Source organism: Chitinophaga terrae (ex Kim and Jung 2007), from assembly GCF_900107795.1.
In the GTDB taxonomy this organism is placed as follows: Bacteria; Bacteroidota; Bacteroidia; order Chitinophagales; family Chitinophagaceae; genus Chitinophaga; species Chitinophaga terrae.
The window spans coordinates 151,341-163,898 of record NZ_FNRL01000009.1; the positions used below are offsets into that span (position 1 = coordinate 151,341).

The 12,558-nt window shown below is 46.4% G+C and carries 11 protein-coding genes; 2 read left to right on the forward strand and 9 right to left on the reverse strand.

Annotated features, from left to right (window positions below; all coding sequences use genetic code 11):
* Window positions 1-59 precede the first annotated feature (59 nt).
* Window positions 60-1,949: a CocE/NonD family hydrolase gene (locus tag BLV62_RS11995; protein WP_089761924.1), complete on the forward strand. Its 1,890-nt coding sequence runs from the start codon at window positions 60-62 to the stop codon at window positions 1,947-1,949.
* Between the two features lie 51 nt (window positions 1,950-2,000).
* Here BLV62_RS11995 and BLV62_RS12000 read toward each other — a convergent pair whose 3' ends face one another.
* Window positions 2,001-3,188 carry an acyloxyacyl hydrolase gene (locus BLV62_RS12000; RefSeq protein ID WP_089761925.1) on the reverse strand — a complete coding sequence of 396 codons (1,188 nt, stop codon included), beginning with the start codon at window positions 3,186-3,188 and terminating at the stop codon, window positions 2,001-2,003.
* Window positions 3,189-3,318: 130 nt separating this feature from the next.
* Between BLV62_RS12000 and BLV62_RS12005 the strand changes: the two genes are divergently transcribed.
* Entirely contained in the window at window positions 3,319-4,035 is a 717-nt protein-coding gene (locus tag BLV62_RS12005; protein ID WP_089761927.1) for an FKBP-type peptidyl-prolyl cis-trans isomerase, read from the forward strand.
* Between the two features lie 241 nt (window positions 4,036-4,276).
* Here the strand turns inward: BLV62_RS12005 and BLV62_RS12010 are convergent, their stop codons facing one another.
* The 8 genes from BLV62_RS12010 to BLV62_RS12045 all read right to left on the reverse strand — a co-directional run bounded on the left by BLV62_RS12010 (window position 4,277) and on the right by BLV62_RS12045 (window position 12,493).
* On the reverse strand, window positions 4,277-5,302 hold the full coding sequence (locus tag BLV62_RS12010) for a chorismate synthase (protein ID WP_089761929.1): 1,026 nt from the start codon (window positions 5,300-5,302) through the stop codon (window positions 4,277-4,279).
* A gap of 27 nt (window positions 5,303-5,329) precedes the next feature.
* Window positions 5,330-6,592, reverse strand: a complete 1,263-nt coding sequence (gene aroA, locus BLV62_RS12015) for a 3-phosphoshikimate 1-carboxyvinyltransferase (protein ID WP_089761930.1) — start codon at window positions 6,590-6,592, stop codon at window positions 5,330-5,332.
* Window positions 6,593-6,631: 39 nt separating this feature from the next.
* Window positions 6,632-7,657, reverse strand: a complete 1,026-nt coding sequence (gene aroB, locus BLV62_RS12020; RefSeq protein WP_089761932.1) for a 3-dehydroquinate synthase — start codon at window positions 7,655-7,657, stop codon at window positions 6,632-6,634.
* 99 nt (window positions 7,658-7,756) lie between these two features.
* Window positions 7,757-8,848, reverse strand: a complete 1,092-nt coding sequence (locus BLV62_RS12025; RefSeq protein WP_089761934.1) for a chorismate mutase — start codon at window positions 8,846-8,848, stop codon at window positions 7,757-7,759.
* Between the two features lie 46 nt (window positions 8,849-8,894).
* Window positions 8,895-9,737 (reverse strand): prephenate dehydrogenase, encoded by an 843-nt coding sequence (locus BLV62_RS12030; RefSeq protein ID WP_089761936.1) that lies wholly within the window; start codon window positions 9,735-9,737, stop codon window positions 8,895-8,897.
* Window positions 9,734-10,897, reverse strand: coding sequence for a pyridoxal phosphate-dependent aminotransferase (locus BLV62_RS12035; protein ID WP_089761938.1), 1,164 nt, complete (start codon window positions 10,895-10,897; stop codon window positions 9,734-9,736). The genes BLV62_RS12030 and BLV62_RS12035 overlap by 4 nt, the downstream gene beginning before the upstream one ends.
* 11 nt (window positions 10,898-10,908) lie before the next feature.
* Window positions 10,909-11,733 (reverse strand): prephenate dehydratase, encoded by an 825-nt coding sequence (locus tag BLV62_RS12040; RefSeq protein ID WP_089761940.1) that lies wholly within the window; start codon window positions 11,731-11,733, stop codon window positions 10,909-10,911.
* 541 nt (window positions 11,734-12,274) lie between these two features.
* On the reverse strand, window positions 12,275-12,493 hold the full coding sequence (locus BLV62_RS12045) for a hypothetical protein (protein ID WP_089761942.1): 219 nt from the start codon (window positions 12,491-12,493) through the stop codon (window positions 12,275-12,277).
* Window positions 12,494-12,558 lie beyond the last annotated feature (65 nt).

Here is a 12,558-nt window from a genome sequence, read left to right on the forward strand (position 1 = left end):
GAAGTATTTTTTTTATTTACTTTAGTCCCCATCAAATCTAAATCTAAAATCATTTGTTTATGAGAAAATGGCTGCTGCTCGCCTGCTCAATACTGTTGGTATTGCCAGCGGTAACAAAGGCCGTGAACCAGGATTCACTCTGGATGCGGGAAAACTACACCAAGAAGGAAGTGTATATCACAATGCGCGATGGCGTTAAACTATTCACTTCTATTTACCTGCCGAAAGACAAATCAACCAAACATCCCATCCTCATGACCCGTACGCCCTACTCCTGCGCGCCATACGGAGCAGATAACTACAGGGCATGGTACAAGAACCATTACATCAACTACCTGAAAGAAGGGTATATCATGGTTACCCAGGATGTAAGAGGTACTTATATGAGTGAGGGAAAATTTGTGAACGTCCGTCCGTTTAATCCCAAGAAAGGGAAAAAAGATATTGATGAAGCCAGCGATACCTACGATACCATCGACTGGCTGGTCAAAAACCTGGACGGAAATAACGGCAACGTAGGCGTGTTCGGCATCTCCTATCCCGGCTTTTACAGCACTATGGCGGCGTTGAGCAATCACCCGGCCTTAAAGGCAGTAAGTCCGCAGGCGCCAGTTACCGACTGGTTCCTGGGAGACGACTTCCATCACAACGGCGCTTTCTTTATCAGCGATGCTTTTTCTTTCTATACTGTTTTCGATCATCCGCATCCAAAACCAACTACAGAAAGTCCTGCAGGCATCTCCTATTATACCCACGACAACTACAAATACTACCTGGAAACAGGGCCGTTATCCAACTTTGCAAAGATCGTAGGCGACAGCGTTCCCTTCTGGCAGGAAATGTATGCCCACCCGACTTACGACAGCTGGTGGCAGGCGCGGAACGTCCGCAACTTCGTTTATAACGTAAAACCAGCCATGCTCATAGTTGGCGGCGTGTTTGACGCAGAAGACTGCTTCGGCGCCTGGAATACCTATAAAGCGATAGAAGAAAAAAGCCCCGCGACCAATAACCGTATCGTGATGGGTCCCTGGTATCATGGCCAATGGGCGTCTAACGACGGTACGCACCTGGGCAATGTACGTTTCGGCAGCAATACATCTGCTTACTACGCCAGCAACATAGAAATCCCTTTCTTCAACTATTACCTGAAAGGCAAAGGAAATCCTCCTGCCATTGCTGAAGCCACTATCTTCTTTACCGGAGAGAACAAATGGAAGGAATTGCCTAAATGGCCGCCTGCTGATATGACGCCAACTCCTGTGTACCTGCAGGAAAATGGCAAACTCTCCTTCAACAAACCAACAACCGCCAACGGTTTTGCCGAATATACCAGCGACCCTGCCAAACCTGTTCCATATACCAGCGATGTACATTTCAACCGTACTATCAACTATATGACAGATGACCAGCGTTTTGCTGCCCGCCGGCCCGATGTTGCAGTATTTGAAAGTGAAGAACTGACAGAAGATATTACCCTGGCAGGCCCTGTAGTGGCCGACCTGCTTGCCAGCACCAGCACCACCGATGCAGACTTCATCGTGAAAGTGATCGATGTATTCCCTAACGATTTCAGGTATGAAGAAGATGCGCCCAGCGAGCATCGCAGGGTTCCTTCCTCTACCTACCCGATGGGCGGTTACCAGATGCTGGTACGTGGAGAAGTGATGAGAGGCAAATTCCGTAACAGCTTCGAAAAACCGGAAGCCTTTGTACCTAACCAACCAACCCAGGTGAAATTCACAATGCCGGATGTAGCGCATACATTCAGGAAAGGCCACCGTATCATGGTACAGGTGCAAAGTACCTGGTTCCCGCTGGTAGACAGGAACCCGCAACAATTCCTGGATATTTACAAGGCCACGGAAAAAGATTTCATCAAAGCCAACATCCGTATCTATAACGCCTCTAACATCCTGCTGCCTGTTTCCCGCAGCGATGCCAGGTAGGCAAACAGAAAGAAATATTTTCCAAGGAGGCAAGCATCTTTGCCTCCTTATTTATTTTACGAACAACCTTCCCCCGCCACCCCACTCTACCCAATCTGCCACGAAACCGTCGACCGTTTTTAAACCAATTTGTACGAACCCATATTTTGCTATATGATACCTGAGAGCCAGGCGGGCAAAGAAGAGGCTCTTTTCATTATCGCGGCGTACCGGGTTAACGCCCGGCTCTGCGACCAGAGCAAACTTCTGAATGTGCAGCATATAAGCCAGGTGAAAACCCATCAACATTTTGTCTGTTGCTTTCACATTGCCATATTTCTTCGCGTAGAGGTAACCTAAAGAACCATCATAAAATCCATCTACCCCAATACCTATACTGCTTGTATGGCTAAGACGATAGAAATAGTCCAGGACCAGCGAAGCAGTGCAATAGGTAGCATCTACATTCTCGTCTTTCGATAACTGCACAAACCCAATGGCAGCATAGAGATCCAGTTCATGAGAATGTTTAACAGGACCAACAGGCGTGGTGATGAATGTTGGCCGGACGGGCACAGTAAAAGAGCTGTCGATCTGTTGCTTAACGATGGATTTGATCGTGTTGTAATGATAACGTATGCCTATATGCGGCCCCGCCATGTTTAGCCCCAGGTTGGGCATATGGGTGCGGCCATTGGAAAAATGCGTCAGGTCTATGCCATATAAGAGGTCCAGGGCCTGCGACAGGCGCCGTACGCCTGCAAACGAAAGATTAAAATACAGATCGAACTTGGAACTGATCGCGTCATTGAGCGGATTGGTCTGTGGATTATAGGGATTCAGGTCGTACGTTAATCCCAATGATAGCCCTATCTCGTAATGGTTTTTAGGACGGCGATGCACGGGTACAAAGAAAAATCCATATACCCCGCTGGGCTTTCCAAGGATTGTAGCGTTGCCGATATCGCCTGTGTAGAAACCCAGTCCATAGCTTGGATAGTTGAATACCCGCTGCCATTCCTGTTTCCCTGTCGACATCCATCCCATTCTTAATTCCAGCGCGTTATAGCCATGATCCAGTATGTTAGTTAGCTCATCGCCTTCGTAGAGGTGAACGCCGGTATGCAGTTTCAGTTCCAGGTATTTATGCCTGCCCAGGTTAGGATTGCGCTTTGCTTTCAGCCACAGGTCTGTGGTGTCTTGTGCGCTGAGTTTCCATCCGATCAATATGAATAATAAAATCAGAAAGCGGTTCTTCATATGAATTAATAGACCTGATACCCAGGTAAACACATGGAAGGCGGGAATGTTCAGATTATTAACAAGCCTGGATTTGGAACACTAATATTAATTAACTTGCATCCATCTTTAAAGCCCTTAACAAACTATTATGTACAAAAAATACCTGTTAATTGGTGTACTGGGATGCTTATCCGTCCACGGTTTCAGTCAGACTAAAGCGCCTGCCAAAAAGCCGGTAGCCAAACCTGTGGCAAAAGCGCCTGCATTAAAAAACCGGGTAGATTCTGTCAGCTATGGTATCGGCGTTAATATCGCTGAAAACCTGAAAGCCCAGGACCTGGAACATGTTAACACTGCTGTGTTGGTTAAAGCGATACAGGATGTGTTAAAAAAACAACCTTTAGTATTGTCAAAAGAAGAATGCGATATGAGTATCAGTAATTACCTGCAGCAACTGAAAGCTGAAAAAGCAGCGAAAAATAAAGAAGAAGGATTGAAATTCCTGGCAGCCAATAAAACCAAAGAAGGCGTAGTAACCTTACCTGATGGATTGCAGTACCAGATCCTGCAAGCCGGTAATGGTCCTAAGCCAACGATCAACGATAAAGTTAAAACGCATTACCATGGTACGCTCATCGATGGAACTGTATTTGACAGTTCTGTAGAAAGGGGCCAACCTATCTCCTTCCCTGTGAGCGGCGTGATCAAAGGCTGGACGGAAGCCCTGCAGTTGATGCCGGTAGGCTCCAAATGGAGACTGTTCATCCCGTCTGACCTGGCATACGGCGATCGTGGCGCTGGTCCAAAGATCGGCCCGGGCAGCACGCTGATCTTCGATGTGGAATTGCTGGCGATCGAGCAGTAGTTTCACGCAAAGGCGCAGAGGAGGCAAAAGAGGCGTAAGGATTTTTTTTAAGAAGATAAGGAAGCAAAGAGAAGAAGTTTATTAAGAAAATTAAGAAAGCAAAGAGGCGATGATTGTGTTATATAACATAGTCATCGCCTCTTTGCTTTCTTATATTCACTTCAGGATAAAAAAACTTTGCTTTCTTATATTCGCTTCAGGACAAAAAAACTTTGCTTCCTTATCTTCTTAAAAAAAATCCTTACGCCTCTTTTGCCTCCTCTGCGCCTTTGCGTGAAACCACCCGCGGGCGGCGTTGTTCAAGCAGCATGAAGTCCGCCAGTACCATGGCTGTTACGGCTTCCAATACGACTGGTACGCGCAGGGCGATACAAAGATCGTGGCGGCCTTTAACGCTGAAGGTTTCTACTTCGCCGCTTTTGATATTCAGTGTTTGTTGTTCTTTAGGCGTGCTTGATGTAGGTTTTACCGCGATACGGAATACCAGCTGGTTGCCGTTGGTAATACCTCCTACTACTCCGCCGGCGTGGTTGGTAGCTGTTTTGCCGGTTTTATCAATGATCGGATCGTTGTGTTCAAGACCTTTCATTTTTGCGGCAGCGAAACCAGCGCCAAACTCGATGCCTTTTACGGCAGGAATGGCAAATACGGCATGTGCGAGGTTCGATTCCAGCGAGTCGAAGAACGGTTCGCCGAGACCAATAGGAAGACCATCTACCGTGCATTCCACTAATCCGCCTACGGAGTCTTTGGCTGCAATTGCAGCTTCCAGGCCCGCTTCCGGATCAGGATTTCCGCCTACTTCTTTAATAGTAGCTTTTACCTGTATGTCGTCGCCCAGGATCTTTTTGGCTATAACACCGGCTGCAACGAGGTTCAGGGTTAAACGGCCGCTGAAATGTCCGCCGCCTCTGTAATCTTCAAAGCCGCCGAATTTTTCGGTTGCTACAAAGTCGGCATGGCCGGGCCTTGGAAATTCCCGCAGTTTCTCATAGTCGGTGCTCCGGGTATTGTTATTCTCAAAAAGAATAGTGATCGGCGCACCGGTTGTATGATCGTTGAAGACGCCGGACTTCAGGAAGGGCAGGTCTTCTTCTTTACGGGGAGTAGTGCCCCTGGCGCCGCCTTTACGGCGTTCCAGGTCGGCCAGGAAGTCTTCCTGTTTTAACGGTACGCCTGCGGGTACGCCGTCTATATTTACGCCAACACTGGCGCCATGAGATTCTCCAAAAACTGTAACCCTGAATAGTCTACCAAAACTGTTCACGCACAAAATGATTTAAAGTGATAAATACTAAACGTTCACCGCAACCTTTCCACCTATCAGTTCAAGGTGATCGAAAAATTCGGGATAAGATTTATTGATAGCTTCGGCATTGTCTATCGTTACAGGACCGTCGGCGGTGAGGGCAGCCACAGCGCAGGCCATTGCGATACGGTGATCGTTATGCGAATGTACCTGTGCGCCTTTTATACCGGTACCGCCATGTACGAGCATAATATCGCCTTGGAGGTCTATCCGGATGCCCATTTTGCCAAATTCTTCCTGCAAGGTAAGTCCTCTGTCGCTTTCTTTATGAGCCAGGCGGCTTACGCCTTTAATGGTGGTAATGCCTTTGCAGTTGGCAGCCAATGCTACCAGTGGCGGGAAAAGATCAGGGCAGTCGGTAGCGTCAAATTCAAAAGGATTCAGTCCTCCTTTTTCAATGTTAACGGTGAATACTCCTTCCAGCATACCGGCGCCGGCTTTCTTCAGCGCATCGATGATCGCTTTGTCTGATTGCGCGGAAGCAGTGTTGAGATGCTGAACTTCTGCTTTACCTGCTACCGCAGCAGCTACCAGCAGAAATGCCGCACCGCTCCAATCTCCTTCCACCGTATATTCCACGGCTTTGTAAGCCTGTTTTTTTCTGAAGTAAAAAGTTTCAAAGTTCTTTTCTTCTACATGTACGCCAAAATGTTCCATTAGCTGGAGGGTGAGCGCAATGTAAGGTTTGCTTTTCAGATCGGTTACGGTGATGGTAGCATCGTCTGCCACCGCGCCGTAAGCCATAAGTAAACCGGTGAGGAACTGGGAACTGAGCGACCCGTCGATAGTAATGTTCTTAGGTGTTAACGGACCCTGGATCTGCAGCGGTAATTTACCGCCGTTAGTAACGCATTTTACACCGAGTTGAGGAAGCACTTCCTCGAAGAAGTTCATTGGCCTGGTTTTCAGGCTGCCATGCCCTTCGATGGTGATAGCAATATCGGATAATGCAGCGATTGGAGTGAACATACGGATACCTAAACCAGATTCGCCGCAGTTGATCTCATCATAAAAAGGCTTTACACCGTTGCTGGTGATTTCAAAATGATCGGCTTCTCTTTTGATCTTGGCGCCCAGGTTTTCTGCGACTTCCAAAGCAGCCAGACAGTCGTTGCTCAGGCCCGGGTTACGGATAATGCTGGTTCCACGTGCCAGTAAGGCAGCAGCAACAGCGCGTTGCATTGCACTTTTAGAAGGATTGGCCGTAACAGTACCTTTAATGACGGCTGGTGATACAGTAACTTGCATATGTAAATTTCGTCTGCCTTTAAATTGATGATTGAATGTTTAGAGGTCCTGGAGCAACTGTTTAAGCTCAGTGATAGGAACAGGCATTGTGGTAGCCTTGCCTATCTCTTCCAGCAATACGAAATGGATCACATCCTTTTCGCGCTTCTTATCCAGTTTGAAGATATCAAAAACAGCTTCTTTATCTGAAGTAAATGCAACAGGAAGTTGATAATCGTTGATCAGTTTGATCAAACGAAGGGTGGAGGCATTAGGGAGGTTCAACAGTTTTTCGGAGAACCTGGTAGCCGCTACCATGCCGATAGCTACTGCTTTGCCATGTGCGATATGTTCCAGTTTTTCCACTGCATGCCCTAATGTATGGCCGAAGTTCAGCCAGCGCCGCATACCTGTTTCCAGTTCATCTTCCAGCACAACTTTAGTTTTTGCCGCTACCGATTTTTCCACCAGGTATTGCAGCACACTAACATCTTTTGCCAGCGCTTTAGAAATATTGGCTTCCAGGTAATCGAATAATGCCGCATCCATAATACAGGCATATTTGATGATCTCTGCAAAGCCATTATGCCATTCTTCCGACGGCATAGATAACGGTAACGTATAATCGAAAAGAATGAAAGCCGGCTGGCGGATCACTCCCAACAAGTTCTTTTGTTTACCATGGCTTACTCCGTTCTTTCCGCCAATAGAAGCATCTACCTGCGCTAACAACGTGGTTGGTACAAATCCGAAAGGAATTCCCCGCATGTAGATGCTGGCCGCAAACCCGGCCACATCTGTGAGCATTCCTCCGCCTATTCCTACCAGGGTTGTTTTACGATCAGCTTCATAACCTATCAGGCCATCTATTATCTTTTCTACCGTGGTCATGTTCTTCACTTCTTCTCCAGAAGCTACAACGATCTTTTTCCAATCGTGCAGCACATGACCATGATGTCTTTCTACATTCTCATCGATCACCAACACCGCTCTGTTGCGATCTACATGATTGCCTAAATTTGCTAATTGTTCTCCTAAAAAATAGGTTGTTGCCTGTTGTTGAAACTGATGTACTTGTTTTAGCATGCAGCTTTTGCTTTAAGCCATTCGTAAAAAAATAAACAATAGAATTACCAGCAGCCGGCGGTACAGTAACCTGTTGCTGCTGGTAATGAAATATGATGACTATTTTTCTTCGTTCATCACTTTGTTCTGACGGTTGATTGATTCCAGGTGCACTGCATCGAAATACTTCAGGATGAATTCTTTTGTCAGACCTAATTTCTCTCCTTTAGCGATGTTACGTTCCAGGATCTCGTTCCAGCGGTTAGTTTGCAGGATAGTGATGTTGTTCTCTTTCTTGTACATACCTATCTTTTCTGCGATCTTCATACGATTGCCCAGCAGCAGCATGATCTCATCATCTACCTGGTTGATCTGAGCACGTAATTTTTCCAGCGCTGTGTTTACTTCTTTTTTATCTGTATGTTCTCTTCTCCAAACAATACCATCCAGCAGGGCGCCTAATTTTTCAGGAGTGATCTGCTGTTTGGCGTCGCTCCATGCGTTATCAGGATCAACGTGCGTTTCCAGCATCAGGCCATCGTAATCCAGGTCAATTGCTTCCTGTGAAACTTCCTGCAGGATATCACGACGACCGGAGATATGGCTAGGATCGCAGATCATAGGCAGTTCGGGCATACGGCGTTTCAGTTCGATAGCCAGGTGCCACATTGGAGCGTTACGGTATTGAGTATTGCCGTAGCTGGAGAAACCGCGATGGATCAGACCTACTTTGGAAATACCGGCTTTCTGAATTCTTTCAACAGCACCGATCCAGAGTTCCAGGTCCGGGTTGATAGGATTCTTAATCAAAACTGTAGTATCTACGCCTTTCAGCGCGTCTGCCACTTCCTGCACAGAGAAAGGATTCACGGTAGTACGTGCACCAACCCAGAGGATGTCGACACCAAAGTGTAGCGCATCTTCTACCTGTTTAGCTGTTGCAACTTCCACTGCTACGGGTAAACCAGTCAGTTCACGCGCTTTCTGCAGCCATGGCAAACCTTTAGTGCCAATACCTTCGAAAGAACCCGGGCGGGTACGCGGTTTCCAGATACCTGCGCGGAGTACATCCACTTTGCCTGTTTTCTGCAATGCTAATGCAGTGGCTAATACCTGCTCTTCTGTTTCAGCGCTGCAAGGGCCTGAAATGATCAACGGCTTTTTATCGGAAGACGGATCAGAGAATTTAGTTTTTGATAAGATTTGTTCCATTGTCTGTACCATAATATTGAAGTTAAGGAGATTATTAGAATTTGAATTATTTAAGGATCTTTCTGATTTTATTGGATTTCTGAATGAGTTTGTAGAAGGTATCGTAGTCTTCTGCTTCCAGCAATGTTTTCATTTGCTGAAGCTGGCTGATATGTTCGTCCAGTACATCCAGTACATTATTCCTGTTATGTTTGAAGATGGGCACCCACATATCGGGAGAGCTTTTTGCCAGGCGCACGGTAGATTCGAAACCACCGCTTGCCAGTTCGAATATGCGGCCCGACTCTTTTTCTTTCTTCAACACCGTTAAAGCCAGCGCGAAAGAAGTGATATGGGAGATATGCGATACGTAAGCTGTATGCAGGTCATGTTCTTCTCCGTTCATATACACGGTGCGCATCTGCAGGCTATCTACCATATTTTCCACCAGTTCCAGCGCATCTTCGTCACTGTTCTTCACATCGCAAAGCACCATTGTTTTATGTGTGAAGAGATTTCTTACAGCAGCGTCGGGGCCGGAATACTCGGTGCCGGCCATCGGGTGGGCAGCAACGAAGCGTCCCCTGTTGGGATGACCGGCAACGAGTTCCAATATTTTTTCTTTGGTAGATCCAACATCCATGATCACCTGGTGAGGCTTTACTTTGTCCATGATCCCGGGCAAAGTTTTGAGCACAGCATCCACGGGGATTGCCAGCACGATCAGATCAGCGCGGTCCATTGCGTCATCCAGGGATACGGCTTCGTCCACGATGTTCAGCTCTACCGCCCTTTGGAGGTTGGCAGCGCTTTGATCAACGCCCAATACTTTGTCGGCTACGCGCTTCTCTTTTAATGTAATAGCCAGCGAGCCTCCTATTAAACCTGTTCCTATTATTGCAGCAATCATTTTACACTGGTTTTAATCCGCTCAATAGCATCTGAAAAAACAGCAGCATCCTGGCAAAGGCTAACCCTGATATAGCCGTTACCGTTACTACCGAAAATGCCGCCGGGAGTGATAAATACGCGCGCTTTCTGCAATACTTCATCCGCCAGGGCGTAACCGCTTTCGGCTGTTGCAGGAATTTTGGCCCAAACAAACATGCCTACCTGGTCGGTGCTGTACTGGCAGTTCAGCAGGTCGAGCAGTTCAAATACTTTGGAACGGCGGGCGCTGTAAATAGAATTCAGCTGGTCGTACCAGTCTTTGCCCAGTTCCAGTGCTTTAACAGCGGCCATCTGCATAGGCTGGAACATACCAGAATCCATATTGCTTTTAAAGCGTAATACTTCATTGACGCGGTTGGCGTCTCCTACGAGCATGCCTATACGCCATCCGGCCATATTGGAAGATTTGCTGAGCGAGTTCAGCTCCAGCACCACATCTTTAGCTCCTTCCACCTGTAACAGGCTTTCGGGATGTTCGTTCAGGATAAAGCTGTACGGATTATCATGACAGATCAGGATCTGGTGTTCTTTTGCGAAAGCGATCAGCTTTTTAGCAAAATCTTTATTTGTTTTAGCGCCGGTAGGCATGTGCGGGTAGTTCACCCACATCAGTTTCACGTTTGACAGGTCTTTCTTTGCCAGGGCGTCTAAATCGGGCAGCCAGTTGTTTTCGGCTGTCAGGTCGTAATCTACAACGGTTGCACCGCTCAGGTTTACGGCAGAGCGATAGGTTGGATAACCGGGATTCGGGATCAGCGCTTCGTCTCCTTCCTGCAGGTAGGTCATGCAAATATGCATGATGCCTTCTTTAGACCCGATGAGCGGCAATACTTCGGTATCAGGATTTAAGGTAACCTGGTAGAAGCGTTGGTACCAATCGGCCATTGCTTTGCGCAGCGCCGGGATGCCTTTATAGCCCTGGTACGCATGCGTGTTGGGTAGTGCGGCATATTCGTTCAATGCTGCTACTACGGAAGGGTGTGGAGGTAGATCGGGGCTTCCGATACCAAGGTTGATCACTTTGGTACCGTTCTTATTCATTTCGTCGATTTCCCGGAGTTTTTTACTGAAGTAGTATTCTTCCGTTCCTTGTAACCTTTTTGCAACCTGTATCTGCATACAAATTATTATTAGTGAGTTTTTCCTTTTTTATAGATCCCTAAAACCTTCAGATGATCGGTTAAAGGAGTGATTCTTTCCAGCGCTTTTTGAAAAGCCGCGTTGTTTTCGAATTCCATGTCGGCGTGGAAATAATAGTTCCATTCTTTGGCCGGGATAGGAAAAGATTGCAGTTTGGAAAGATTGATACCAGAATCGGCTATTTGTGTAAGCACTTTGGCGAGGCTGCCCCGGTCGTGAGTTGTCTGGAAATAGACAGATGCTTTGTTGGCATCATCGGGGGTGGCTGCCGGCGTTTTAGAAACAGCGAGGAAGCGGGTATAATTATTTTTATTGGTATGGATATTAGGCGCAATTATATCGAGTTCAAATATTTCGGCGGCCAGTTTGCCGGCGATGGCGGCGGTGCTTTTAAGCTTTTTTTGCCTGACATGTTTGGCGCTGAGGGCGGTGTCTTCTGTTTCGACAAGTTTGATATGGGGATGTTTTTCGAGGAAGTCCATGCATTGCAGCAAGGCCATAGGGTGCGAGTGAACTTCCCTGATATCGTCTAACGTCTGGCCCGGTAAAACCATCAGGTGCTGGTTGATCTGGAGGTAGATCTCGCCGGTGATATGCAGTCCTGAATTTTTGATCAGGCTGTAGTTAGGTAAGATGCTGCCGGCAATAGAGTTCTCGATGGCCATGATACCTGCATCCACAGTGGGTTGTTGTTTTACTTTTTTTACCAGTTCAGCGAAGGAAGCGCAGCATTCTATTTCGATATTTTTACCGAAAAACCCCTGGGCTGCAACCTGGTGAAAACATCCTTCAAACCCTTGTATGGCAATTTTCATTAGAAATGTGATTGAATTTGTTCATTTATAGTTGCTGTAGCAACTTACTGTTAGAAACAAAAAGGGCCCCGATCCGGGACCCTTCTGCTTTTTACTTTTATTTCGAAGTATATTATTGCAAACGAGTCCCCTGCTTCTTCGCATAAAAGAAGTAAGAGAAGTAGTAAAAGAAGTAATTACTGGTAGCTGGCTGTAACATACTTTGTTAATTAATGATATTAAAAAAGGCCTTCCGGTTTCGGAAGGCCTTTTTGTAGTTCTTTTATCTTTATACAAACGACCTTCCTATTCCTGGTACCAGAAATAATAAAAGCCAAAAAAACCAAAAGTCGTTTGCTTATTCATATGCTTGTTTGATATAGAACAAAAGTACGGCACGATTTTAATTATGCAAGGGGTTCCTTGAAAAAATACATAACTTTAAATAATAAGGCTTATTTATTGAATAAATTTCAAAAATAAGCAATCTTTCAAGTACCGGGCATAAAAAAACCGCCTCTACCATGTAGAAGCGGTTCTCTATAATTTCTACTCGTTAGAATTAGTGGTGAGCAGCAGAGTCAGCAGCTGGAGCAGCAGCAGCAGAAGTATCTACTTTAGCCAGAGTATCAGCTGGAGGAGCAACTTGTTGTGCAGCGCTATCGATAGCTGGAGCAGTAGCAGTAGAATCAGTAGATTCAGTTTTAGCACCACCGCCGCAAGCAACTGCGAACAGACCGAAAGCTACAGCAAAGAAACCGATTTTAATTACGTTCTTCATGATACAATTATTTTAGTTGTTTTTTGAATGATTTACCCTTTATACCCGGAAGAATGAAAAGGTAA

Excerpts from the sequence above, each read along its gene's own strand:
- BLV62_RS11995 (WP_089761924.1), top strand. The coding sequence starts at position 60 with ATGAGAAAATGGCTGCTGCTCGCCTGCTCAATACTGTTGGTATTGCCA.
- BLV62_RS12000 (WP_089761925.1), bottom strand. The coding sequence starts at position 3,188 with ATGAAGAACCGCTTTCTGATTTTATTATTCATATTGATCGGATGGAAA.
- BLV62_RS12005 (WP_089761927.1), top strand. The coding sequence starts at position 3,319 with ATGTACAAAAAATACCTGTTAATTGGTGTACTGGGATGCTTATCCGTC.
- aroA (WP_089761930.1), bottom strand. The coding sequence starts at position 6,592 with ATGCAAGTTACTGTATCACCAGCCGTCATTAAAGGTACTGTTACGGCC.
- aroB (WP_089761932.1), bottom strand. The coding sequence starts at position 7,657 with ATGCTAAAACAAGTACATCAGTTTCAACAACAGGCAACAACCTATTTT.
- BLV62_RS12025 (WP_089761934.1), bottom strand. The coding sequence starts at position 8,848 with ATGGAACAAATCTTATCAAAAACTAAATTCTCTGATCCGTCTTCCGAT.
- BLV62_RS12030 (WP_089761936.1), bottom strand. The coding sequence starts at position 9,737 with ATGATTGCTGCAATAATAGGAACAGGTTTAATAGGAGGCTCGCTGGCT.
- BLV62_RS12035 (WP_089761938.1), bottom strand. The coding sequence starts at position 10,897 with ATGCAGATACAGGTTGCAAAAAGGTTACAAGGAACGGAAGAATACTAC.
- BLV62_RS12040 (WP_089761940.1), bottom strand. The coding sequence starts at position 11,733 with ATGAAAATTGCCATACAAGGGTTTGAAGGATGTTTTCACCAGGTTGCA.
- BLV62_RS12045 (WP_089761942.1), bottom strand. The coding sequence starts at position 12,493 with ATGAAGAACGTAATTAAAATCGGTTTCTTTGCTGTAGCTTTCGGTCTG.